Consider the following 24,681-nt stretch of genomic DNA (forward strand, 5'->3'; position numbering starts at 1 on the left):
TCGTGAAATGCGGCCTGCGTTAAGCGTGGTGCAAGTAGAACGTCATGCTGAGTGTGAGAAGAAAGGGTAGCGTTTTCTGCACCCTTTTCCGGAGTTCTTCTGCCGCGTACCTTGCACCCATGCCCGATTTTCGTTTGCGCGTTTTTCAGTCGGTGGCCCGGCACCTGAGCTTTACCAAGGCAGCACAGGAGCTCTATATCTCGCAGCCAGCCATTACCAAGCACATTCGGGAGCTAGAGCGCGCCTACGGGCAGCGCCTGTTTGAACGCCGCGGCAACCGCGTGAGCCTGACCGAGGCCGGTACCTTGCTGCTGGCCCACGCCGATGCGGTAGCCCAGCTGCACGAACAACTCACGGAGCAGCTGCACAACCTGCACAGCGAAGCCGCCGGCCGCCTTCGGCTCGGGGCCAGCACCACGCTAACTCAATATGTACTGCCTGGCATTTTGCCCGGCTTTCAGAAACGCTACCCCCAGGTAGAGCTGACACTACTCAACGGCAACTCCGAGCAAATTGCGGAGGCCATTTTGCACGGCCAGCTCGACCTAGGCTTTGTGGAAGGTCGCTCCAAAAGCCGCGACCTGCACTACGAGCCACTGCTGGCCGATGAGCTCGTAGCCGTGCGCCGGGCCACGCCAAGCGGCCCACCTGCTGAGCCTATGTCGCTTCCGGAAGCCATAGCGCACCCGCTGGTATTGCGGGAGCGGGGCTCGGGCACCTTAGAAGTGCTGGAGTTTGGCCTGCGCGAGCAGAAAATCAAGCTCACCGACCTACAAGTAGCATTCTATTTCGACAACACCGAAGCTATCAAGTCTTACCTCGAGGCGGCGCCCGAAGCCCTGGGGTTTGTGTCGCGGAGGGCCCTAGCACGAGAGTTGGAAGCGGGCCTGCTGGAAATTGTGCCTATTGAGGGCCTGGAGCTGCCGCGCAACTTCGAGGCGCTGTGGGTTCAGGGGCAGCCGTTGCCTAGGGCCGCCGAGCGGTTTCTGCGGTATGCCCAGCTTCAGTATAACTTAAAGTAATCGCCTATAACCTTTTAAAATTATCGATAGGGGAAGGGCTGCCGTACTTTTGAACAAGTATTGCCGCCCACCCATGAAGTCCACCCACCCCCCCATTCCAGCCTCAGCCTTTGTTGATGCGCCGGAGCCTCACCCTCAGGCTGCCAGCCTTCCCCCAGCTCCAGCCACAATAGCCCCCACCGCGCCGCCAACCACCCGCCCCATGTGGCTGCCGCCGGCAATGTTTGCGGTGTTTCTGGTGTTTTGCCTTACACCCTGGGCGTCGCCGCCGGTGGCGCTGGCCCTAGGCCTCGTATTGGCGCAAACCGTCGGGAATCCATTCCTGAGTTACACGCGTCGGTTCACGGCCAAGCTGTTGCAGTACTCGGTTATCGGGCTGGGCTTTGGTATGAATGCGCACGCGGCCGTACAAGCCGGGCGCGAAGGGTTGCTGTTCACGGTCGTCTCTATTGTTGGAACGCTTGCGCTGGGTTATTTCGCGGGCAGATGGCTCAAGCTCGGTCGGCCCTTAGCACACCTTATTGCTTGTGGCACAGCTATCTGTGGCGGAAGCGCCATTGCCGCGGTAGGACCTGTGCTGCGGGCTAAGGAAGAAGAAATGTCGATGGCGCTCGGCACCGTGTTTGTGCTGAATGCCATAGCTCTGTTTCTGTTTCCGCTAATTGGGCACGCGCTCAGCATGAGCCAAACGCAGTTTGGCTTGTGGTGCGCCATTGCCATTCACGATACGTCCTCAGTAGTAGGCGCCGCCGCCGCGTATGGCGCCCAGGCGCTCGAAGTAGCTACCACCGTCAAGCTGGCCCGCGCCCTCTGGATTATTCCGGTGGCCCTGGGCACGGCATGGGCCTTTCGGCAGCCAGATGTGAAGGTGAAAATTCCCTACTTCATTCTCGGGTTTGTTGCCGCTATGCTGCTCAATACCTACCTGCCCGCTACCCATGTGGTGGCGCCCTACCTGGTGCAGCTGGCCAAACTAGGGCTTACGGTCACACTATTTTTCATTGGTGCCGGGCTTTCCCTAAAGGCCATCAGAGCCGTGGGCCCGAAGCCCTTCACGCTCGGGGTACTATTGTGGGTGGTCATTTCTAGCGCCTCGCTATACGTTATTCTGAAGCTGGTATAGGCTAACTTCCGATTCCTTACTACACACACAAAGCCCCAGCTTCTGCTTCAGAAACCGGGGCTTTGTGTGTGTAGTAAGGCTAGTGCTGGTTACGATTTCTTACGGCCAGAGCCGCTCTTCTTGCCGCCACCGTCTTGCTTGTTCACAGTAGCCCAGGCGCGCTTCTCGGCTTCTTCTTCCGATACGCCGCGCTTCTCGTAACTTTCTTCAATGTGTTCGGCCTGCCGCTTTTGCTTGTCGGTGTAGGCTGATTTATCTCCTTGTGGCATGATGGTAAATGACTTAAGGATACAACAAGCTACCCGAGGGTAGACGAAAAATGTACGCGGCCACTCCGCCGAAGTTATGTTGAGCTTTGCAGGTGTGGTTGGGGTAGGCTGCCTATCTTCGCGAGTTCAATCTTTCGCTCCCCCCGTATGCGTCAGCTCGCCATTATACCGCACCCCGATGCGAAAATCACGCTGTTCAGCTGGAACGGCAAATACCTGATTAAGCTCGAAAAAGGCCCCTTTGAGCAAACCTATAAGGTAAGCGAGCTGGACCTAACCGGCGAAGAAGACATCCATCTGCTCCTTGACGACGAGTTTGTGCAGGCCGCCGTGCGCCGGTTTGCCGGTATGCAACAAGATTTGCAGGCCTCCTTCGACCGGCATGGTATCTGAGTAGCTGCCAACCAGCATATTTCACCTCTAACGTATCTACTGCCATGAACCGGCTCACTATACTCTTGCTTGCCCTTGCAGCCCTGTTGCTGCCTACGTTGGCTAAGGCTCAACTCTATGATACCCGCACGAGTAGCGTCAACTACGAGAAGCGCGAGCGGGATGCCCTGAAAGTACAGGTAGAAGGCACCGCCCAGTGGACCCGCGACTACTGGCAGTCGTGGCTGAAGGACACCTACAACATCCGGATGAAAGGCGACGGCACATTTGGCGTGGGCAAGAAGGACGTGCTCACGGCTAAGCAGGTGCCCATGTCCAGCGTCACGGGCAAACTGATTGACTTGTACTCCACCGTTACAGCGCCTTCTGATTCCGTGGCGGAGCTCTCGGTGTGGGCTGCCATGGGGCCCGATTCGTTTTTGTCGGCTGCTGGCACGGCATCTGAGTTCAGCTCGCTACGAAATATTGTGCAGAGCTTTGCCGCTGCCGCCCGCACCAAAGCTTACCGCGAGCAGATTGCCGAAGCCGAAAAGCAACTGAGCGCCGCAGAGAAAGAAAAAGATAAGCTGGAAAAGGAGCGCGTAACGCTGGCCAACACCACCAAATCCAATCTGGAGAAGATTGAGCAGCTTAAAAAGCAGAATGAAGAGAACAAGCTGAAATCGGTGGCCGATTCGGTGAAGCTCCTCGACAACGCAAAGCTCACTGAATTGCGTAAAGCGCAATTGGAGCGTCGCCGCGCCCGCCTCACCAATCTCGACCGGAAGTAAGCTATTCCCACCGCCTACGGGCGGTTCTCTCCCATGGACAAAGACCCCTCTCCCCTCGATACCCTGCGCCAGCTGAAAGAGTGGCTGGATGCCGGCACCATTACGCCCCAGGAGTTTGAAACCCTGAAAAAAAAGCTCCTCTTCAGCGAAGCAGCGGCTGCGCCCACGCCAGCACCGCCGCCCGCGCCGGTTGCCCCCATCTTGCCGCCAACACCACCCGCGCCAGAAGCCCCCAGCCCGCCACCCCCGCCTGCGGCTACACCGCTGATTCCGCCGGCTATAGCAGGGCTGGAAGGCAGCATCCCGATGACCTATATAGAGCCTAACCCCGCACCGCCCGTTGTGCCGCCGGTTACGCCTGCATCGCCCGTTATACCGCCTGCACCAGCGCCTGCCACTAGGGTAGGGCCGGTAGAAGACCCCATGCTGCCACCCGTGACAACCTCGCGGCCTCTTACGGCGCCGTATGTGGCCGAGCCGCCCACCCCACCATCTAATACGCCGGGCCTGTCGCACCCGCTGGAGGCCGGTCGGCCCCGCACCTCGCCCTCGCGCGATGATGAGTTTATAGCACCACCTACCACTGCCCCAATACGAGAGGTAGTAGAAGACGAACCGTACGTGGCCCCCACTAAAAGTCCGCTCAGCACCATCCTGATTATCGGTGGTATTCTGGCCTTGCTAGGGCTAGTAGCCTACCTAATGCTCGGCGACCGGGAATCGGAGCGGCTGACCAGCACTAGCGTAACGGCCGCCGACTCTCTGGCTACCCGTCCCGAGGAAGGCCCCCAGTCGGAGCAAATTGAGCTAGCTCCAGCCGCCGCACCCGAAACCATCCGGGTTGCTCCAGTTCTGCCTCCTAGCACTACCACTCGCCCCGATTCTGCCTCGCAACCCGTAACCACACCGGCCCCGGCTGCTACCACGGAGCCCGCCTCACCAGCGGCCCCTTCGCCCGCCGACGAAAGCGCCGCTCAAGCCCGGATTGAGGGTGTGCTGAAAAACTACTACGCCGATTTGCAGGCGGCTCCTTTCTCGGCGGCTTCTTACTTTGCTCCACAGGTAGAGCGCTTTTACTTGCAGCAGAACACTACGCCAGCGGCTATCAATGCGGAGTTGGAGAAGTCGCACTTCCCGGAGTTTCTGGAAGGCCAGACCGCTATTGAGCCGGGCAGCCTCAAGGTGAACCCACCGGTAAACGACGGCTCGCGGGTGGCCACCTTTATTGAGAAAAGCAGCGCCCTGCGCCAGTCCATGCAGAAGCGCCAGCAGACAACTGCTCAGGTACGCGTCCGCTTCGATAAAAACTTTAAAATTGTGTACCTGCGCCAGGAGCGGCTCCTGGAAAATACCTTCACGGAGTAGGGGGCCCTGGGTTTCGGTTGCACCGAGGCCTAGGCGCTGGTACTGATGGGGTTCCTGCGTATTTTTGTACGACCAACGCGCGCTACCGGCAACCTGGAGCGCGCGTTGGTGTTTATTGAGGTCCCCGATATTTTCAGTTCCTGTGATGCATATCCGCGTAATCAGTGCCTTCGCGCTGCTAGCAACCTTATGGCCACTAAGCTCCTGCCTCAACGTTATCAAGCCCGGCAAGGAATATACCCGCTACCCCACGCCCGAAGCGCCCGACTACCGGATGGAAGACAATTGGGCCGCGTTGCCTGACCGCCGCGACTCTGCTGATGCGGTGCCGCGCAACACGCTCCTGCGCGACCAACAGCGCGACGCCCCGGCCGACGTGTTTTACGTGCACCCCACCACCTACTACGGCCGCAAGCAGTGGAATGCCAGCCTCACAGACGCGCGCGTCAACCACTTCACTGACGTCAGTGTCATCCGGAAGCAAGCCTCGGCGTTTAACAATACGGCGCGCATCTATGCTCCGCGCTACCGGCAGGCTACCTTGTTTTCGTTTTTCGATGAGAAAACCGACAACGGCAAGGAAGCGCTGGAGCTAGCGTACCAAGACGTGAAAACCGCCTTCCGCTACTACCTCGATACCTACAACCACGGGCGGCCCATCATCATTGCCAGTCACAGCCAGGGAACGTACCATACCACCCGGTTGCTGCGTGAGTTCTTCGATAATGACCCCAAGCTGCGCCGCCAGCTGGTGGCAGCCTACCTCATTGGGTTTAAGGTGAAGGCCGAGGAGTATAAGGTGCTGCGGCCCTGCGAAGACTCTACTCAAACCGGCTGCTACGTAGGCTGGAATACGGTGGAGTGGGGCAATGAGTATCCGCCTTTTGCGGGCGGCGTAGCCGTAAACCCGCTTACCTGGACGCGCGACACTGTTACGGCGCCGGCTCGGCTCAACCTCGGTGGCGTGCCCTATGGCTTCAACTCCGTGGATAAGCGCGTGGTAGATGCCAAGGTGCACGATGGCCTGCTCTGGATTCACCCAACGGAGCGCAGCGGCTACCCGCGCTTCCTACTGCCTGGCCGGCCGGAGCTGCGCCACTCCTTTCACATTGCCGATTACGCCCTGTTCTACTACAATATTCGGCAGAATGCCGAGGCTCGGGTGCGCTCCTATCGGATGCTGATGAGCGGGCAATAGGCTCGTAGCTAAGGTGAAAAAGGGTGGGAATGGAGCACTTTTCGTTAGGCTCAGCCATAACCCTAGGGTAGTACGTTCGTTGCTATACGCTCCGACTATACTTACTACCTATGGAAAACAAGCCAACTACCCTGCCCCCGCAAGAGCAAGACCAACAGCCGGGCATTGAACAGGAAATGACCCCACAACCGGAGTACATCCGGCCTGGCTACAAGGGCAGCGACAAGCTGCAAGGCAAAGTGGCCCTCATTACGGGCGGCGACTCCGGCATTGGCCGCTCGGTGGCGGTGCACTTTGCCCGCGAAGGTGCCGATGTTGCCTTCACCTATCTGCCCGAGGAAGAAGAAGACGCCTACAAAACCCGCCAGCTGGTAGAAGCTGAAGGTCGCCGCTGCCTGACCCTGTCTGGCGATTTGCGCGACCGAGACTTCTGCCAGTCCATTGTAGAGCAGACGGTGCAGGAGTTGGGCGGCCTGAACATCCTAGTAAATAATGCGGCACAGCAGTTCGTAAGTAAAGACATTACGGAAGTAGACGACCAGCAGTGGGAAGACACGTTTCAGGTAAACTTCTTCTCGTTTGTACGCGTGACGCGCGCGGCGCTGGAGCACCTAAAGGAAGGCGACTCCATCATCAATACCTCGTCCATCAATGCGTACCGCGGCAATCAACAGCTAGTAGACTACACCTCCACAAAAGGCGCCATTACGGCCTACACCCGCTCGATAGCCCAGCAACTGGCCGGAAAGAAAATCAGGGTGAACTCCGTGGCGCCCGGCCCCATCTGGACGCCGCTCATCCCGGCCTCCTTCCCACCCGATAAAGTAGCCTCCTTCGGTAAAGACACGACCATGAAGCGCCCCGGCCAGCCCTCCGAAGTTGGTCCGTGCTACGTGTTTCTGGCTTCCGACGATGCCTCGTACATCACGGGCCAAGCCTTGCACCCCAATGGCGGCGAAATCCTGAATACCTGATTATTAACTACCCGAAAAAATAAAAGGGGCACCCAATATTGGGTGCCCCTTTTTATTGCCAGGCTTGCGCCATGAAGCGACCTAGTACATCGCGTCGATGCCTACTTTGTCGCCGCTGGAAAGGGCTGTGCGCTGGATGTTGAAGGTAGAGCCGTCCTTTTTCACGATGGTTGGCTGGCCATTCGAGGAGAACGAGAACGAGCCGTACATCATGATAGAGCCGAAATCAAGGACACCGTAATCAGTGCCGCTGTAGCCCGAGGTAGAGTACTTGGCGAAGTTGTTCTCGTAACCCGCCTGGATGTTCTGGGTCAGAATGGTCACGTAGTTGTCGCGGTCATTGCGGGTTTGCTCATGAAACAGACCTAGGGCGTGCCCAATTTCGTGAATGGTATTGCCCGTAGAGCAGCCCGACGCCAGGTTGATGTACTGGCGGCCGCCAATCATACCAATGTTAGAGGAGCAGCCTGAGCCTACCCGGAATGTCACGTAGTTCGACTGGGTAGTGCGCTTTACGAAGCGAATGGCCGTGTTAGTCTGCCAGTGGGCAATGGCATCGGTTACGCGGGTTTGGCTAGGTAGCGCGGCATCAATGGTATAGTACACCACGGCCGAAGGCCAGCGTCCCGTGTTGCGGCCGGCGCTTTCGGGGCGGGCTTCCTGCGCCAGCTTCACCTGCTCGGCCGTCAGGATAATGTCGCCTTCATAAATGTTTTCGCCGTTGATGGCGCGATACTCCACCGATTGGCCACCGAGGAAGCCGGCGCGGCTCTCACCGGTTTGGCCGGGGTAAGCTTCTTCTACCTGGGCTTGCTTGGTAGCTGAAATCGACTGGCTAGGCGCCGACTCTTGCTCTTTGCTGCAGCTGAACATGGAAAAAGTGCCAATTGCTGCCAGCAAGGCAAGACGGGATAATTGGGGTTTGTGCATGCGTAAGAGGGTTTTGGTTGTGGTAGGATGAGGAACGTGCTGAGAAAAGAAATATTCTCTGCCTTAAGTAACAAACTTTTGGCCTCACTACCACCACATCCTCTGTAAAAGCCCTAGCTCCCCTTCCGCTTCAAACCGCCCTACGTACCCTTATTCGCGAAACAGCCGCTTGTCGGCCCAGAAAGTCCCGAACGGCACCACCGACACCACCAGCGCCAGCAGCGCCTTCCGCCACGACCAGCTGTGCTCAATGGCTACCTGAAGTACCAGCAGCACATAGAGTACAAACAGCACGCCGTGCGCCATGCCTACTATGCGTACCGCCTCAGGCTGGCCCGCCAGGTATTTCAATGGCATGGCAATGCCCAACAGCACCAGAAAGGAAATACCCTCCAAAAAACCCACCGCCCGCAAGCGGCCTAATGACGTTCGCAGCAAAGAAGAAAGCATATAGCAGTACCAGATGAAGCTGCAAGATACGCCAGCATCTTTTCCTAGCCCTACTAAGGAGGGCAACCCCAACGCCTTACTACCGGCGGTTTGCTGGTTGTAGCTCCCTAGTAAACTGGAGGTGTAGCCCAAGCGAAAGTATATTTAAATATGCGGGCAACTGTATATACGCTCTGTACATCTCTCTCCTCACAAGGCCGCCACGCAGGTGCCAGACAAAGACTAGATGTACTAGGATATCTTACGTATGAAAGCGCAACGCACCATCACAAGAGGGAGTACTTTCTGGCTACTGCTCTTGCTGCTCCTGAGCAGTTTTTCGGTGGCCCAGGCCACTACCCCTCCCGACAGCCTCGACCGGTTCGTGCAAGCCAAAATGAAGCAACTCCGGATTCCGGGGCTGCAGCTGGCCGTAATCCGGCAGGGAAAAATTGTGAAGCTGGAGCACTACGGCCTAGCTAACCTGCAAGACTCGATTCCGGTAACGGCTCAGACGCGGTTTACCATCAACTCCATCACGAAAGCCTTTGTAGGAGTGGCCGTGATGCAGCTGGTGGAGGAAGGTAAGCTCGACCTGACCGCACCCGTGTCGCGTTATCTGCCGGCGCTTCCTGCTGCCTGGCAACCAGTAACCGTACGGCAACTGCTCACGCACACGTCGGGCCTGCCTGAGGTCATGAACGATGACGACATGGTGACGGAGGCCAATGCCAGCGCGGCCTGGGCTCAGGTGCAAACCAAGCCCATGAGCTTCCAGCCTGGTGAGAAGTTCGCCTACAACCAAACCAATTATGTGCTGCTAGGCCAAATCATCGACAAGCTCAGCGGACAGCCCTTCGCGCAGTTTATGCAGGAGCGGCAGCTCAACGTGGTCGGGATGCCACGTACTGTGTTTGGCGATGCGCACGATGTAATACCACACGCCGCGCGGGGCTACACCTTTTATCACATGGTAGATGGGCAGATGGGCCGCTCCAAGCAGCTCCGGAATGTGTTTGAGATGTTTCCGCCGTTTCTGCGCACGGCAGCCGGCCTCAACTCTACCGCCGAGGAGCTAGCCCGTTGGGTACTAGCCCTGCAGCAAGGGCAACTGCTGAAAACCACCAGTCTCGCTACCCTCTGGACGCCTGGCAACCTCAATAACGGCACGCAGCGCGGCTTTAGCGGCTTTCTGAACGGCTACGCGCTGGGCTGGCCTACCATTTCTAGGGCCGAGCACCCAGCCGTAGCGCCGGTAGGAGGGGGGCGCAATGCCTTGTTCGTGTACCCTCAGGACGAGCTGGCCATCGTGGTGCTGACCAATTTGCAAGGCGCCAACCCCGATAACTTCGTGGACGAAATAGCAAGCCACTACCTGCCCGACATGCGCGCCATTACGGGGTTTGGCCTGCCACCCACCATCCGGACGCTGCACAACGAGCTGCGTAAGCGCGGCTTTGCGCAGGCCAGTGCCCTAGTAAAACAGCAAAAGAAAAAGAACCCCCAGTACCAGCTTCCCGAACAGGAGGTAAACGCCTGGGGCTACTACCTCCTCAAGCAAGCCAAACCCCAGGACGCCCTGGAAGTGTTCAAGCTGAACGTTAGCCTGTACCCCGAAAGCGCCAACACCTACGACAGCCTCGCAGAAACCTACGCTGAGCTGGGCAACAAAGAACAAGCCACCAAACACTACAAACGCTCCCTTGCCCTAAACCCCAAAAATACCGCCGCCGCTGAGTATCTGAAAGTGCAGCAGTAGGCATCTAAATTAGATGTAAGCAACTGGACGATGCATATAAGTGAAATAAGTCGCTTGAATGGATAGAAAGGAAAACCCCGCGCCAGCTTTACAGCTAACGCGGGGTTTTTTGTGATTAATAGGCTAGTGCCAAGCTACTACATCCGCTCGATAATCTCGCTGCCGAATTCGCTGCATTTCAGCAGAGTAGCACCTTCCATCAGGCGCTCGAAGTCGTAGGTAACGCGCTTCGAGGCAATGGCGGCTTCCAGGCCTTTGTAGATCAGGTCGGCGGCTTCCTGCCAGCCGAGGTGTTCCAGCATCAGGGCACCCGACAGGATTACTGAACCGGGGTTCACCTTATCGAGGCCAGCGTATTTAGGTGCGGTGCCGTGGGTAGCTTCGAAGATGGCGTGGCCAGTTACGTAGTTGATGTTGGCGCCGGGAGCAATACCGATACCACCCACAATAGCAGCCAACGCATCGGAGATATAGTCGCCGTTCAGGTTCAGGGTAGCTACCACCGAGTAGTCGGCGGGGCGGAGCAGAATCTGCTGCAGGAAGGCATCAGCAATGCTGTCTTTAATCAGGATTTTGCCACCATCCAGCGCTGCTTTCTGCTGAGCGTCGGCTACTTCTTGGCCCTGCTTGGCCAGCACCTTGTCGTACTGGGCCCAGGTGTACACTTTGTCGCCGAACTCGCGCTCCGCCAACTCGTAGCCCCAGGTTTTGAAGGCACCCTCCGTGAACTTCATGATGTTGCCTTTGTGCACGATGGTCACGGAAGGCTTGTTGTGCGAAATAGCGTACTCAATGGCCGCGCGTACCAAGCGCTCCGTGCCCTCTTTCGATACAGGCTTAATGCCGAACGAAGAGGTCTCAGGGAAGCGGATTTTCTTCACGCCCATCTCGTCCTGCAGGAATTCCAGCATTTTCTGGGCCTGCGGCGTGCCGTTCATGTACTCAATGCCAGCGTAGATATCCTCCGTATTTTCGCGGAAGATCACCATGTCGGTCAGTTCGGGGTGCTTAACCGGAGAAGGCACTCCCTCAAACCACCGCACAGGGCGTACACAAGCGTAGAGGTCGAGCTCCTGGCGCAGGGCCACGTTCAGAGAACGGATACCACCGCCCACGGGCGTAGTCAGAGGGCCTTTGATGCCCACGAGATAATCGCGGAAGGCATCCAGGGTTTCGTTTGGCAGCCAGTTATTGGTTTGCTTGAAGGATTTCTCACCAGCCAACACTTCTTTCCACACCAGCTTGCGCGAGCCGCCGTAGGCTTTCTCTACTGCCGCGTCGAACACGCGGACGGAAGCCGCCCAAATATCCGGACCCGTGCCGTCGCCTTCAATGAAAGGGATGATGGGTTGATCGGGCACATTCAGCTTGCCGTTCTTGATGGTGATTTTCTCTGCCATTTTTGAAAAGGTACTTAGGTACTGTAGGGTTTTTGGTAGTGGTGGCCTTGTTCTAGTCTCCTGCCTAGTGAAGCAGGAGGGCTGGAGGCTGACTTTTCGCAGTAGTGGCCGTGCTGTGGCCGGTTTGCGGCTCTGCTTGGGCTAGTAAAACGAAACGCCAGAACCCTGTATCCAAAGAAGCAGGGCTAGGGGCCGGGGCGTTAATAGCCGAAAATTTCTTTCAGCGTAAGTTGCTGGACCTGGCCGTACTTGGCTAGTTCCTTGAAATTGAGGCGGTCTTTGGAGCCGATAACCAGAATGGTCTGGGGCTGGCCTTTCACGCGGGCCTGCTGAAACTTCTGCAAATCCTGGAAACTCATGTTGGGCGTCTGCTCGTACACGTCGCGGCGTACATCGTAGTCGAGGCCGAGGCGCTTGGCGCGCTCGTAGCTGAACAGGATATCGGACTTGGTGATGCGCTCCGTGGCAATGCTGTTGCGGATGGCGTCTTTGGCAATCTGCAGGTTGGCTTCGGCGGCGGGCATGTCGTTGAGCAAGGCATTCATGCCGGCCATGGCCTCGGGCAGCTTGTCGCTCTGGGTGCCAATGTAGCTGAGGTTGTAGGAGCTGCGCCCTACCTTATCTGCACTGGCAAACCGCGACGAAGCCGAGTACGCTAGGGCCTTCGACTCGCGCAACTCCTGAAACACAATGCTACCCATGCTACCCCCGAAGTACTCGTTGTAGAGGCTGGTGGTCGGCAGCAAGCCTTTGTCGAACACGGGTCCTTTGCTCAGGAACAGGATTTCGGCCTGCACCATGTTGTAGTCCACCCAGTACACCTTGCGGTCCGTAAGGGGCTGCTCGGCAAAGTCTTTGTTGGCCGGTACGGGCGTGAGCTTGGCGGGAACTTGGTGCAGCGTATTTAAGGTAGAAGCCAGAGCGTCCGTTGCTCGCGGCCCATAATACAGCACGCGGTGCTCGTAGGTCGGAAGCTTTTGGATGAGAGCCGTGAGCTGCTCGGGCTTCAGGGCCTTCAGTTCTTTCTCGCTGAGCTGGCTGGTGAACGGGTTTTTCTGGCCGTACTTGGCGTAGTTTAATAGGGCCTGATTCAGGATAACCCCCTTATTGAGTTTGGCATCCTGGCGCGCTTTCAGCACACCCGCAACCATGTTCTTAAGAGCAGCTGCGTCGGGCTTCGGAGCTTTCAGCAGGCTTTCAAACAGAGCAAGGGCGGGCTCAAAGTTGCTGTCGAGGCCCGATAGGCTCACAAAGGTGCGGTCCTGGCCACTCTGCACCGAGAAGGAGCAGCCGAGTTTGTAGAACTCCTGCTGCAGCTGCGCGGCGTTGTATTTGCCAGTGCCCAGGTACTGTAGGTAGTCAGTGGCTAGGCCCAGCTTGGGGTCGTTGTTGGTGCCCAAATCGAGCACGTAGTACAGGTTGAAGAGGTTGTTCTCGGAGTTGTGGGTGTAAAACACCGGCAGGCCAGAGGCCAGCTTCGTCTCCTGAATGTCCTTCTTGTAGTCGAGGAACACGGGCTGCAGGTCCGGCGAGGTCATGGCCGTTACCTGCTTGTAGAAGTCGGAGGCCACCTCACGGTTCACCGGCACGGGCGTAATGGCGGGTTTCACCACTTTCACCGTGTTGGGGTCTTTGCCGGTACGCTTGTACACCAGGGCGTAGTTGTTGCCGTAGTACTCGTTGGCCACGCGCATTACGTCCTGCTTAGTGATGGCCGCGAAGGTGTCGAACTGGCGGAGGTAGTCTTTCCAGTCTTGGCGAGCTACAAAAGCCGCCACGAAAGCGCCGGCGCGGGCCTCATTGCTCTCGTAGCTTTTGGTGCGCTGCAGCTGCTCATTGTTGATGATGGCCGGAATCAGCCAATCAGGGAAGTCGCCCTTCTTTACCTTGTCCAGCTCGGCCAGCAACAAGTCGCGTACTTGCTCCAGCTTCTGGCCCTGGCGAGGGGTAGCGTAGAGCACGTGCGTAGAGTAGTCGTTGTTGATGTCCGTGAATGAGGCGGCGCTCAGTACGGTCTGCTTCTGGTTCAGGTCCAGGTCGATGAGGCCAGCCTGCCCGTTGCTCAGGATCTTATCAATCATGCGCAGCACCAGCGTGTTTGGCTCACCGGTGGTAATGCCTTTGAAGCGGAAGCCCAGCATCACATTTTCGGCATCGGGGCCCAGCACTTGCTTTACAATGGGCGCCGTAATGGGCGCTTCCTGGGCTACCGTAAAGCCGGGCACGGGCTTGCGCTGCAACTTGCCAAAGTACTGATCAATAATGCGGATGGTCTGGTCGTAGTCCAGGTCGCCGCTCAGGCACAGAGCCACGTTGTTGGGCACGTAGTACTGCCCGAAATACTTCTTGATTTCCGTGATGGACGGATTCTGCAGGTGCTCGATGGTCCCGATGGTGGTCTGGGTGCCGTACTCGTGCTTCTGAAACAGGCTGGCGTTCAGGGCTTCAAACTCCTTACGAAAATCGGAGTCGAGGCCGCGGTTTTTCTCTTCGTACACTGCTTCCAGCTCCGTGTGGAACAGGCGCGGCACCATTTCCTGCATGCGCTCGGCCTGAATGGCGGCCCACTTTTCGAGCTGGTTGCTAGGTATGTCTTCCTGATAAACCGTCTGCTCGACGGAGGTGTAAGCGTTGGAGCCCTTCGCCCCAATGGCACCCATCACCTTGTCGTACTCGTTAGCCACGGCGTACTTGGCCGCTACCCCCGAGATGGAATCAATCTGGTGGTACGTGCGCTTGCGGGCGGCGGGGTCGTTGCGCTGGCTGCGGTACTGTTCGTAGAGGGCTTCAATCTTATCGAGCTCTACTTTCTCGGCGGCCCAGTTTTGCGTGCCTAGCTTCGAAGTGCCCTTGAACACCATGTGCTCGAGGTAATGCGCTAGGCCGGTGGCGGTGCTGGGGTCGTTTTTGGAGCCGGCGCGCACGGCCAGGTAGGTCTGGATGCGGGGGGCGTCGTCGTAGTCAGAAAGGTAAACGGTCAGGCCGTTGTCGAGGGTGTAGACGCGTGCCTTGAGCGGGTCGCCTTCCACCGTCTGATACTTGTATTCTTTCTGCTGAGCGGCCGGAGCGGTAGCCGCCGGAGTAGCGGCAGCGGTGGTTGTAGCGGCCGGCTTGCTTGTCTGGCACTGGGTAAGCCCAAGCGTAGCCAGCGCCGGAATGAGAAACAGCAGGGGTTTTTTCACAAGCAAATCGACGCGGAAAGCGAATCAGGAAGGAACAAGGAATCAAAGATAGGCGGCCCCTCCGGGAATAAAAAGCCTGATAGAAGCCCCACGCCTTCGAAGTGCGAAAATTTGTGTATGAGAATCACCGGTTTACAGCCCGCAAACGTCCCAAGGCTGAAGCGGTAAGGACGAGCTTCATCGCCTGCTGGCTGCAGCGTTTCATCGGGCTTGGTAGAACTTCATTTGCCAGGACGACCTAGCAATCAGCTAAAAGCAGAAAAGAGGAATCTGGCTAGCTCACCGGAGCTACTGCCAGATTCCTCTTGTTAAGGAAAAATCACTACCCCAGAAAACCAGCGCAACCTGCTTGTAAGCGCTGTAACGGCCTAGTGGGTTTAAAAGTCGGCGTCGAGGCCCAGGCGCTGCTTCATGGCCGTGAGCATCGGGTACTTCTCCATCAGGTATTCCATCTTGTCATTGGAGGTGTACAGCTTGCGGCCGGTTTCTACGCGCTCCACTACCTCGGCTTGCACGTTCAGGCGGGGGTAGCCGGTGCGGCGGCGCAATTCGCCCAGAAACTCAGCCCGGAACTCATTGAACTGGTCTTCCTGCACGGGGTTATCTACGCGCAGCATAATCAGGTGCTGCTCGTTGGCCTGAATGGGCCGCTTCAACAAGCTATAATGCATCATGCTGATGGCTTTGCGCTCCTCCGTCAGCTCCGACCACACCCGCTGCAATACCTCATCGTTGATGGTGGGCAAGCCCATCACGGGGCCACTCGGCTCGGCTTCAACGGCAGCTTTACCGGCTGCCTGCTGCTGCTCCAGTTGGGCCTTCATGGCACTAAGGCTACCTAGTCCGGGTAGTTTGGTGCCCAATCCCATAGGCTTGCCGCTGGGCATTCCGGGGCGAGGTGGGGGGAGGGGAGCCGCCGTAACCGGAATCTGGCCGGGCTCGTGGCCGGCTACACTAGGCTTCCCGATTTCCACGTGCGGCACGGTGTCGCGCAGCTTATGGGTGGTGGGCACCTCCGTAGCGGCTTTGTCCTCGATGCTGGGGGTAGCGTGCATTTCCTCCACGCCATTGTTTACCGGCACAATCGGCTCGGGGTCGGCGGGGGCATGGGCCAAAGGAGCAGAAGCCGCCGTAGCCACTGGCACAACAACTGGCTCACTAGCCCTCGTGGCAGCTGAAACTGGTGCGGCTTGAGTTGGGGCGCTAGCCGCTGGCTGATTCGCCTCCGGAGTGCGGGCGGCCGGGGTTACGCTACTTTTTTTTTTCGCCTCGCCGTTTTCTGACGATGCTTTCGGGGCGCTGGCAGTAGCGGCCGGGCCGGTTCCCATGTCGCGGGCAAACTGCACGGCGCCGTTGAGGTAAGCCAGCTTCATGAGCATCAGCTCCACATGGAGGCGCTGGTTTTTGGCTTGCTTAAACTCCCGGTCGCACTGGCTTACTAAGTTCAGGGCCGAAAGCAGAAAGGCCAACGGCGCCGCCTGGGCCTGCTGCACGTAGCGGCTCCGGATGTTTTCAGATACTTCCAGCAGCTGCACCGTCACGGGGTCTTTGCACACAAGCAGGCCACGCAGGTGCTCAGCTGCACCTACCACAAAGTTGTGCAGGTCAAAGCCATTCTGTACTACCTCTTCCAGCAAGAGCAATGTGCCCGACAGGTTTTCCGTCAGCAGCGCCTCCACCAGCCGGAAGTAGTACTCGTAATCCAGAATGTGCAGGTTCTGCACTACGTCTTTGTAGCGCAGATCATGACCCGAGAAGGTCACCATCTGGTCGAACATGCTCAGCGCGTCGCGCAAGCCGCCATCGGCTTTTTGAGCCAACAGGTGCAGGGCATCGTCTTCGGCCTGAATCTGCTCCTGCGTGGCTACGTAGCGCAAATGCCCCCGGATGTCATCTACCCGAATCCGGTTGAAATCGAAGATCTGACAGCGCGAGAGAATGGTGGGGATGATCTTGTGGCGCTCGGTGGTAGCCAGAATAAAAATGGCGTAGCCCGGCGGCTCTTCCAGCGTTTTGAGGAAGGCATTGAAGGCCGCATTCGAGAGCATGTGCACCTCATCAATGATGTACACCTTGAAGCGGCCTTGCTGCGGCGCGTAGCGCACCTGCTCTACCAGGCTCCGAATGTCTTCGACCGAGTTATTAGAGGCCGCATCCAGCTCGTGCACGTTAAACGAGGCGTTTTCCTGAAACGCGCGGCACGACGAGCACTTCCCGCAGGCTTCGAGCTCAAAGGGGGTGTTGTCGGGGTCAGAGGCCGTCTGTAGGGCATCGGGCACAATGTCGGGCTGGGTTTTCAGCAGCTCCGAAACCGGCCGGCCTTTGCGCACGTGCTCTTCTACAAACTCGCAGTTGATGGTTTTGGCCAGAATCCGGGCGCAGGTGGTTTTGCCCACCCCGCGCGGACCGCAGAACAGAAACGCCTGGGCCAAGTGCTGGCTGACAATGGCGTTCTGCAACGTAGTAGTAACGTGCTGCTGCCCAACTACACTGCGAAACGTAGCGGGCCGATACTTGCGGGCTGAAACAACGAAATTCTCCATACGACTAGCCACAAAGATACCCCGAAAAGCTGGGCTTTGGAAGGGTACATGCACCTAGGAAAACCGAGAAATAAGAACTGCTAGCTGACGCGAAGCGCCGAACTAGGCATGGGTTATATTCTATGTGGTCAGTACACAAAACGGGAACAATTTTGCCTCCCAGCAACGTTTTCTCCCTGATGTGCGTACATTCGCACCCCGCTATTCGTGGCGGAAATCGTTCTTTCTAAATTGGGGCTGACCGGAATTGACAGCTTGTGCATGTCGCGAGTAAGCGTGTCGGGAGTTGGATGAATCTCCCGTTAAAAAGTCGTCCAAACAACAACCGGCGAGTATAGCTACGCCATGGCTGCTTAGTCTAGGTACTAAGTAATGTCATCGTCCCGCATCCGTCTTCCTCTTCACGGGTGAGTTCGGGGCGTCGTAAGTATTAGGATAGTCTTGGGGGCGCTGCGACTCTAAGGCGAAACTCAAGCAGATAAGGACAAACCAAGGGCCTGATGTGCGCCTGGAATGTCTCGAAAATTTAAGCATAGATACACACGTAGAAAGCTCGACGCCTTCCTTGTCTGGACCAGGGTTCGACTCCCTGCAGCTCCACCTTAAAACCCTGCTCACTTACTGTGGGCAGGGTTTTTTATTTTTCAGCATGTATAGCGTTTTGAGCGAAGGACTTAGCTAGTACTGCCACAAGGGTGTTTGGGCGCGCAAAGCCTCTGAAATACTCTAATCTTTCACTTTACCGAATGCTGTATTTGGTATTATTTCAAGTATAGTTAATACCTAGTATACTTTTGTCGACTCCATGATAAGATTGGTCGATAAGTGCTATGATTCTTCCGGGGCCTAGTGTATGTTTGGTCATCTGTTCTGCCAAACCACTGTCTACCTTGGAAAAAACCTCTACTCAGAATACGCTGGCATCTCATGAGAAGGGTGCTATGTATGTAACTGCCGGTCTGGTGCTAGCCTTGCTGCCCCTCATTTACGCCGCCTTTATCTAACACATACTTCGCCAGCCTATACGCTTGGCGCAAAAGAACATAGAAAAGCCTACCAGCCTTTGGGCGGGTAGGCTTTTTCCTTGATGGGCAGGTCGTACGCTTACGGTTGGGCTTCCAGCTTGCTTCCGGCTTTCAACAGCGTATCTGATAAGGTCTGCAGGCCTGCGCGCACGTCTTCGGGGGCGTTACGGGCGGCTTCGGCAGTTTGGGCACCTAACATGCTCAAGGAGCGACCAATGGCCTGGCCATCTAAGCCAGCGGAACCCACGGTCAGCAACGACTGCAGATTGCCCAGTTCCCGGCCGATGTCCTGCAGGCCAGGCTCTCCGCTTTGCAGCAGCTGTTGTTGCCAGTTTTCGGTGGTATCCATGGCCGTGCTGATGGGCAGGCCGGTAATGCCGTTGCTTAAGGCTTGGGTAGTGGCGTTCAGAAGGTCAGATGAAGTCATAAGAAGAAAAGTAGGAGTGAGTTATACCTCGGCGGTAGTGGCAATACGGCCTAGGTTGCGCAAAATGCCGCAAGCACGGCCGGCGCTGGCTTCTTTGTCTTTGATTTCGAGCATGATGTCCACGTCTAGGTCGCCTAGCTCCGTCAGGAAGTTGTGGAACAAATCTTCTTCCAGAGATGCCGTGTGCTTACCGCGCCGTTCGCCGGGTGCCTGCGAGCTGTAGTCCATCAGCATCACGCCGTCGCGGGTGGGGTGCCAGGTAGCGGCAGCCATGCGCAGTGCTTCAGCCATGGGCTCGCCATGGTTCAGGCACTCATGATGGAAATTATCAAACAGAATCGGGATGCCCACGGCTGCGTGCACGCGCAGGCAATCTTGCAGGCTAAATAGCCGGTCATCGTTTTCAATTACCAAGCGCGCTTTCACGGCTTCGGGCAAGGTATGGTAGGTGGCAATAAAGCGGGAAATGGCTAGCTCCCGGTCGTTGTACAAACCACCTACATGAATCTGAAGCTTGTGCGTGCTATCCAGCTGCATCAAATCCAGCATCGAGCCCTGGTACACCAGCTCCTGAATGCTGCGCTCCACAATGCCGGCATCGGGCGAGTTCAGCACCACAAACTGATCGGGGTGGAACGATACCCGCATGTTGTGGGCCTTGATATAGTCGCCGATGGCCTTAAACTCCGAAGCAAAGCGCGTTTGCCACGGATAGGTGTTAATAGCATGAGAGCCAAACGGCACAATGCCCGAGCCGATGCGGAAAAACAGCAGGTGCTGCGCCACATTATACACCAGAATGCGCTGCAGGCAACTGAGGTTGTTAGCTACGGCCAACTCAACCCGTTCATCGGAATACGAAGCCAGCCGAAAGGTGCTGGTAGAAGTGCAGTCTAACGACTCATTAACGCAAGGATAGCCTATTCTCATACTCCGGCTTACGTAAGAAAACGGGAAAAGGCGAAGCGCCGGGTTTGCAGTTTGGTGAGGCCTAGGCCTTGCAAACAGTTAAACCTGGCGCTTCATCTTTCCTGACGGCGTACATTATTACTCTTCGTAGCCGCGATTGTCCTTGAAGTTGGTGTTGTACTTGCGCCGGGCCTGTTGGGCTTTTTTGGCCGCTTCCTCGGCCTGAATTTCCTCCATTTTGCGGCGCTCTTTGCCGGCCCTCGAGAACTGCTCGTAAATCAGGCTGACGGGGCTGGCCAGGGTGGGAACGGGCGCTTTGGGCGCGGCCGAATCGACGGGGAACATGGGCTTGGGCGCGGGCGGACGCTTTACGGCGCTAGTGGGCGCGGTACTAGGCCGCTTGATGTTGCGAAGTGCTCTGTTGATGGTGGCGCGGTCGGGGCGGCCTTCCGTTACGCGCACTTCGCCGAGCTGCACCGTATCCTGCTGCAGCTTAATGTGCACAATAAGCTGCGACAAGCCCGAGCCACCCAGCGGCAACCGCACCGCCTTAAAGCCAACGGCTCGGAAAAGCAGCGTGTCGGTGCTATTTGCTGAAATGCTGAACTCGCCTTCTTGGTCAGCCATGATGCCCAGCTTGGTGCGCTGCACTACCACCGAAGCACCCGGAATGGGTTTTTTGGTGCTGGCGTCCGATACGCTGCCGGTCACGCGTATCTGGGCGGCGGCGCCTAGGGTGCCCAGCAGCAACAGCAGTAAAAGGGCAAGCCCGCGACGCAGCATCAAGAAATTAGAACGAAAGGGCATTATCACTAGGCAAACTAATGCACGAAGGTCAAAGGAAATCAAAGGAAACCGATTAAAAGCTCCCATTCATCGACCAACAAACGACGGACAGTAAGGCAGAGAGACGAAAAGAGCCCGCACCGTTGCAGGTGCGGGCTCTTGGTAACGCAAAAAAGGCGCCCGAAATTCGGGGGAGCTTATTTGATAACGGTTTTGTCGCCGTCTTCGGGCTTCACTTTCATGGTAGCGTCGTCGGCGTCCACTTTGGCTTTGTTGCCTTCCGAGTCTTTCATTTTGATGTCGCCATCGGCTTTCACCTTCAGCTTGCTACCGTCTTCGGCCTTCACTTTGCTGGTTCCCATGCCGCTGCCTGAAGCATCAGCGCTGGCCGATGAGCTCATGTCGGTAGTGGCCATGTTGGTATCATCGTCCATGTAGCGGTCGTCCATGTACTCCACGCGGCTTGACTCGTACGCTGAGTACTGGGTAGGGTCGGCCAGCACGGTCTTCATTTCCAGGTCGGCGTTATTGTACACCTCGCGCATAGCGGCGGCGCGGCCAGTGGTATCAGCAGCGTACTTTTCCTGCAGCTCGCCCAGGCGCTGGCCACGGGTTACATACACCGTGCGCACTTTGGTGCGGGTAGCTTCGTCGAACTTCATTTTTGCGGCCATATCGGCCGCAATGCGGTCGGCACGGCGCTCAATGGCATCCGTTGAGTACGAAGTAGTTGTGGTGGTGGTAGTAGTTGTAGTGCTGGTGCCGTCGGCTGCCGTGGTGGTTGCGGTGTCCGTTTCGGCCGTTTTATTTTCAGAGCACGAAGCCATAGTAAAGGCAGCGGCTACGGAGAGAAGAAGCAGGGTCTTTTTCATGATGGAGAGAAACGTGAGAGAGAGGGGGAGAGAGAAGAGAGTCGGAAAATTCCGATGGCCCCTATACGGTGGGGCTGCGCAGAGGTTTTCGGCCTGAAAAAGCGTGAAAACAAAAAGCCGCCACGATACCTCGTAGCGGCTTCAGGCAAGCTATAAATGGCCGAGTACTAGGCCCGGCGCAGCTCAAAAACCGTGATTTCGGGCAGGAAGCCTACCCGGCCATGATACCCGATAAAGCCTAGGCCCGCATTTACATACAAGTACTGCTTGCCGCGCTGGTACAGGCCCGCCCACTGCTTGTAGGCATACTGCACTGGGCTCCATTTCAGGAAGGGCAAATTCACGCCAAACTGCATGCCGTGGGTGTGGCCCGAAAGCGTCAAGTCAATGTCTTCGAACTGGTGCACCTGCTCATCCCAGTGCGAGGGGTCATGCGAGAGCAGAATCTTGAACGAGGCACTAGGGTCGGCGGCGGCGTGCGCTTTATCGAGCTTGCCGTACTGCGCAAAGCCGCGGGCTCCCCAGTTTTGCACCCCTAACACACTTATTTTTTCGCCGTTGCGCTCAATGGTACGGGCCTCATCCAGGAGCAGGTTCCAGCCAATTTTGGCGTGGTGCTGCTTGAGCCGAGCCAGGTTAGCCGCCTTGGCTTGGGCACCGCCCTGCTCTTCCCAGTTCACGTAGTCGGAGTAATCGTGGTTGCCAAGAATGGAGTAGATAGGCAGCTTGGACTGGATGCCGGCCAGTGTATCGATGTGCTCCTCTACCTCGTGGGCAAAGTTGTTCACTAGGTCGCCGGTCATGAACACGAGGTCGGCTTCCTGCTTGTTAATTAGGGCAACGGCTCGTTGCAACGGCTCTTTTGATTGAAAAGAACCCGTGTGCAAATCCGAAATCTGGAGCAGCTTAAAGCCATCGAACGAAGCTGGCAGGTTGGGGAACCGCAGCGTTACGCGCTTCACGGTGTAGTCGGTGCCGCCCTTCAGCATGCCCCAAATCAGGGCCGTAAACGGAATAGCGCCGGCTACAAGGGCTAGTTTGCTCAGAAACTCGCTGCGGGAAATGGCCGAGCCACCCGCACTAGCCCCTTTCGGGCCCGAAACCGCCTGCACGGCCCAGCGGCCTACGCGCACTACATCTTCTAGCAGCAGCGGAATAACCACCACAATTTTGGCCGCCACCATAGCCAGCAGCACCCCGCCCAGATACGATTTAAAGGACGCATGCTCGCGGCGGTTGCTCATGGCCCAGATGCCCAGGCCCCAGATCAGAACCGTCAGGACCCAATACAGTGCCGTGGTGAGGCGGCGCGAGCCAGGGGAGGCGTGTTGCACCATGGTGCGCACCGCTTGGAAACCATACCACTCGCCGGCAATTACCAGCGCAAAAAAGATAAACGGAAGAGTTGCTCTTGACATAGGTGAAAGGCAAACCTGCGCAGAAAGGATTAGTTCGGGGCCGGGTGCTACTGCAGCAGACGGCGTTGCGCGGTTTTTGCTTTAAATTCCGGGCTGTACAACAACGGTGCCCTATGCAAGAGTTTGACAATCTGTCGGAAAATCTACCAGAACATCTATCGGAACCTGCTACCCCCGCGCTAGGCCCCTTGCGCTACGAAACCCCTACGGCCTTCGGAATAAAAAGCTGGGCCGAGGAAGACAGGCCGCGGGAAAAACTGCTGCAGAAAGGCCGCGCGGCCCTGTCTGATGCCGAGTTGATGGCTATTCTGCTAGGCTCGGGCACGGCCAAACTCTCGGCCGTAGACGTGGCCAAACTGGTGCTGAATGCCGCCAACAATGACCTGAACGTACTGGCCCGCTTCTCAGTGAAGGAGCTGATGCGCCAAAAAGGCATTGGCGAGGCCAAAGCCATTACCATCGTGGCGGCCTTGGAGCTGGGCCGCCGGCGCAAGGAAGCCGATGCGCCGGCCCGCCCGACCATTACCAACTCCCACGACATCTACCGCATCATGCGCCCCCACTTGCAGGATTTGCCGCACGAGGAGTTTTGGGTAGTGCTCCTGAACCGGGCCAACGTGGTGATGCGCATCGTGAGCATCAGCCGTGGCGGTGTGGCCGGCACCGTTGCCGACCCGAAGCTGATTTTCAAGGAAGCCTTGGAGCAGTTGGCATCATCTGTCATTTTGGTGCACAACCACCCGAGCGGCAACCGCAACCCCAGCGCCGCCGACATTGCTCTCACCCGCAAGCTCAAAGAAGCCGGCCAGTTTCTGGATTTACCCATTCTCGACCACCTGATTTATACGGATGCCGGATACTACAGCTTCGCCGATGAAGGCATGCTGTAAGCCACTTCTTGAAAGTGAACATCATGCTGAGCGCAGCCGAAGCATCTCTACCGATTCATCTAGGCCAGTTAATTAGCCAGAGGTAGAGATGCTTCGACAAGCTCAGCATGACGGTCTTATTTGCTAGGGTAACTTACTAGCCCAACATCAGCACGCAAGCTGCTTCGGCAAGCTCAGCATGATGTTCTAGTGTAGTAAAAAGCACTAACTATGCTCTAGCCAGTAAGTAAATGACCTGCGCGAAGCCGGGGCGCTGCCGTACCTTTGCCGCATGCGAATCAATCCGAAACTTTTCATTGCCCTGGGCCTGCTGCTCGTGTTTGGCTACTTTTTGCAGGATATTGTACTGGGTAGCAATCAGTTTGCAGCCGGTATTTACAAAGCCCGCAAGGAAAAAAACGACTCGTTTCGTCGCGCTAAAAACTCGCCCCTGACCTCGGAGCAGCGTGAGGAGTTCGACAGCCTGCGCTACTTCGTGCCCGAAAAGGACTACCTAGTAAATGCTAAGCTAGAGCGCTTCGCCAAGCCCGAAACCATCCGGATTCCGCTCACCGATGGTAAAGCCGACGCCTACCTGCGCTGGGGGAAAGCTTCGTTTGAGGTAAATGATGTGCCCCTGCAGCTAGTGGTGCTGCTGAAAGTAGATGAGAAGGACGGCAAGCTGTTCATTCCGTTCACCGACAAAACCAACGGCTTCACTACCTACGGCGGCGGCCGCTACCTCGATGTGGCCGTACCTGCCGAAGGCGAAGACGAACTCACCCTCGACTTCAACCAGGCTTATAACCCCTTCTGCGCGTACGGCGCGGGCTTTGCCTGCCCCGTGCCGCCCGCGGAAAACCGGCTGGCCGTAGAAATCAGAGCCGGTGAAATGGCTTTTCCCAAAATCGACCACACGGGCCACAAGCACTAGGCCTCCGCAACGCCGCAACCCGGCGACTCAGGGCCCGAAGCAGGCATTTTCGGCGCCCGCCCGAATCCGTACCTTTGTGCTGCT

General features: G+C 57.2%; 21 protein-coding genes and 1 other RNA gene. 11 read left to right on the plus strand and 11 right to left on the minus strand.

Annotation, left to right across the window (positions count from 1 at the left end; all coding sequences use genetic code 11):
* Window positions 1-119 precede the first annotated feature (119 nt).
* Both ACYVHC_RS11715 and ACYVHC_RS11720 read left to right on the plus strand, forming a co-directional pair.
* Window positions 120-1,022 carry a LysR substrate-binding domain-containing protein gene (locus tag ACYVHC_RS11715; protein WP_460613896.1) on the plus strand — a complete coding sequence of 301 codons (903 nt, stop codon included), beginning with the start codon at window positions 120-122 and terminating at the stop codon, window positions 1,020-1,022.
* A 73-nt stretch (window positions 1,023-1,095) separates the two neighbouring features.
* Window positions 1,096-2,145, plus strand: a complete 1,050-nt coding sequence (locus ACYVHC_RS11720; protein ID WP_460613897.1) for a YeiH family protein — start codon at window positions 1,096-1,098, stop codon at window positions 2,143-2,145.
* 89 nt (window positions 2,146-2,234) lie between these two features.
* On the opposite strand, the gene ACYVHC_RS11725 is transcribed toward ACYVHC_RS11720, so the two are convergent.
* Window positions 2,235-2,414, minus strand: a complete 180-nt coding sequence (locus tag ACYVHC_RS11725; protein WP_460613898.1) for a hypothetical protein — start codon at window positions 2,412-2,414, stop codon at window positions 2,235-2,237.
* Window positions 2,415-2,561: 147 nt separating this feature from the next.
* On the opposite strand from ACYVHC_RS11725, the gene ACYVHC_RS11730 reads away from it, so the two are divergent.
* The 5 genes from ACYVHC_RS11730 (at window position 2,562) to ACYVHC_RS11750 (ending at window position 7,114) form a co-directional block, all read left to right on the plus strand.
* Window positions 2,562-2,807: a hypothetical protein gene (locus tag ACYVHC_RS11730; protein ID WP_460613899.1), complete on the plus strand. Its 246-nt coding sequence runs from the start codon at window positions 2,562-2,564 to the stop codon at window positions 2,805-2,807.
* A 44-nt stretch (window positions 2,808-2,851) separates the two neighbouring features.
* The gene (locus ACYVHC_RS11735) at window positions 2,852-3,577 is read left to right on the plus strand and encodes a hypothetical protein (protein ID WP_460613900.1); all 726 of its coding nucleotides are present in this window, start codon (window positions 2,852-2,854) and stop codon (window positions 3,575-3,577) included.
* A 33-nt stretch (window positions 3,578-3,610) separates the two neighbouring features.
* On the plus strand, window positions 3,611-4,942 hold the full coding sequence (locus ACYVHC_RS11740) for an SHOCT domain-containing protein (RefSeq protein ID WP_460613901.1): 1,332 nt from the start codon (window positions 3,611-3,613) through the stop codon (window positions 4,940-4,942).
* Window positions 4,943-5,087: 145 nt separating this feature from the next.
* Complete coding sequence (locus ACYVHC_RS11745) at window positions 5,088-6,140, plus strand: DUF3089 domain-containing protein (RefSeq protein WP_460614313.1); 1,053 nt, start codon at window positions 5,088-5,090, stop codon at window positions 6,138-6,140.
* Window positions 6,141-6,250: 110 nt separating this feature from the next.
* Window positions 6,251-7,114 (plus strand): Rossmann-fold NAD(P)-binding domain-containing protein, encoded by an 864-nt coding sequence (locus ACYVHC_RS11750; protein WP_460613902.1) that lies wholly within the window; start codon window positions 6,251-6,253, stop codon window positions 7,112-7,114.
* 81 nt (window positions 7,115-7,195) lie between these two features.
* Here ACYVHC_RS11750 and ACYVHC_RS11755 read toward each other — a convergent pair whose 3' ends face one another.
* The gene (locus ACYVHC_RS11755) at window positions 7,196-8,044 is read right to left on the minus strand and encodes a M12 family metallopeptidase (protein WP_460613903.1); all 849 of its coding nucleotides are present in this window, start codon (window positions 8,042-8,044) and stop codon (window positions 7,196-7,198) included.
* 150 nt (window positions 8,045-8,194) lie between these two features.
* On the minus strand, window positions 8,195-8,494 hold the full coding sequence (locus ACYVHC_RS11760; RefSeq protein WP_460613904.1) for a DUF3817 domain-containing protein: 300 nt from the start codon (window positions 8,492-8,494) through the stop codon (window positions 8,195-8,197).
* Between the two features lie 247 nt (window positions 8,495-8,741).
* Here ACYVHC_RS11760 and ACYVHC_RS11765 point away from each other — a divergent pair, with 247 nt between their 5' ends.
* The gene (locus ACYVHC_RS11765; RefSeq protein ID WP_460613905.1) at window positions 8,742-10,232 is read left to right on the plus strand and encodes a serine hydrolase; all 1,491 of its coding nucleotides are present in this window, start codon (window positions 8,742-8,744) and stop codon (window positions 10,230-10,232) included.
* 137 nt (window positions 10,233-10,369) lie between these two features.
* Here the strand turns inward: ACYVHC_RS11765 and icd are convergent, their stop codons facing one another.
* The 3 genes from icd to dnaX form a co-directional block, all read right to left on the minus strand.
* Entirely contained in the window at window positions 10,370-11,632 is a 1,263-nt protein-coding gene (gene icd, locus ACYVHC_RS11770; protein ID WP_460613906.1) for an isocitrate/isopropylmalate dehydrogenase family protein, read from the minus strand.
* Between the two features lie 200 nt (window positions 11,633-11,832).
* Window positions 11,833-14,814, minus strand: a complete 2,982-nt coding sequence (locus tag ACYVHC_RS11775) for a M16 family metallopeptidase (RefSeq protein WP_460613907.1) — start codon at window positions 14,812-14,814, stop codon at window positions 11,833-11,835.
* Window positions 14,815-15,191: 377 nt separating this feature from the next.
* Entirely contained in the window at window positions 15,192-17,357 is a 2,166-nt protein-coding gene (gene dnaX / locus ACYVHC_RS11780; RefSeq protein WP_460613908.1) for a DNA polymerase III subunit gamma/tau, read from the minus strand.
* 233 nt (window positions 17,358-17,590) lie between these two features.
* On the opposite strand from dnaX, the gene ssrA reads away from it, so the two are divergent.
* Window positions 17,591-17,960, plus strand: a transfer-messenger RNA (tmRNA) gene (gene ssrA, locus ACYVHC_RS11785).
* Between the two features lie 501 nt (window positions 17,961-18,461).
* Here the strand turns inward: ssrA and ACYVHC_RS11790 are convergent.
* From ACYVHC_RS11790 to ACYVHC_RS11810, 5 genes are all read right to left on the minus strand, one after another.
* Window positions 18,462-18,809 (minus strand): hypothetical protein, encoded by a 348-nt coding sequence (locus ACYVHC_RS11790; RefSeq protein ID WP_460613909.1) that lies wholly within the window; start codon window positions 18,807-18,809, stop codon window positions 18,462-18,464.
* Window positions 18,810-18,830: 21 nt separating this feature from the next.
* Entirely contained in the window at window positions 18,831-19,817 is a 987-nt protein-coding gene (gene uvsE, locus ACYVHC_RS11795; protein WP_460614315.1) for a UV DNA damage repair endonuclease UvsE, read from the minus strand.
* 39 nt (window positions 19,818-19,856) lie between these two features.
* Window positions 19,857-20,525, minus strand: a complete 669-nt coding sequence (locus ACYVHC_RS11800; protein ID WP_460613910.1) for a carboxypeptidase-like regulatory domain-containing protein — start codon at window positions 20,523-20,525, stop codon at window positions 19,857-19,859.
* Between the two features lie 176 nt (window positions 20,526-20,701).
* Window positions 20,702-21,376 carry a hypothetical protein gene (locus tag ACYVHC_RS11805; protein ID WP_460613911.1) on the minus strand — a complete coding sequence of 225 codons (675 nt, stop codon included), beginning with the start codon at window positions 21,374-21,376 and terminating at the stop codon, window positions 20,702-20,704.
* A 167-nt stretch (window positions 21,377-21,543) separates the two neighbouring features.
* A complete protein-coding gene (locus ACYVHC_RS11810) occupies window positions 21,544-22,794 on the minus strand; it encodes a metallophosphoesterase (protein ID WP_460613912.1) in 1,251 nt (416 codons plus the stop codon).
* Window positions 22,795-22,907: 113 nt separating this feature from the next.
* Here ACYVHC_RS11810 and radC point away from each other — a divergent pair, with 113 nt between their 5' ends.
* Both radC and ACYVHC_RS11820 read left to right on the plus strand, forming a co-directional pair.
* Complete coding sequence (radC, locus tag ACYVHC_RS11815) at window positions 22,908-23,684, plus strand: JAB domain-containing protein (protein ID WP_460613913.1); 777 nt, start codon at window positions 22,908-22,910, stop codon at window positions 23,682-23,684.
* A 271-nt stretch (window positions 23,685-23,955) separates the two neighbouring features.
* Window positions 23,956-24,597, plus strand: coding sequence for a DUF1684 domain-containing protein (locus tag ACYVHC_RS11820; protein WP_460613914.1), 642 nt, complete (start codon window positions 23,956-23,958; stop codon window positions 24,595-24,597).
* The last annotated feature ends 84 nt before the right edge of the window (window positions 24,598-24,681 follow it).

It is taken from the genome of Hymenobacter seoulensis (assembly GCF_054780535.1).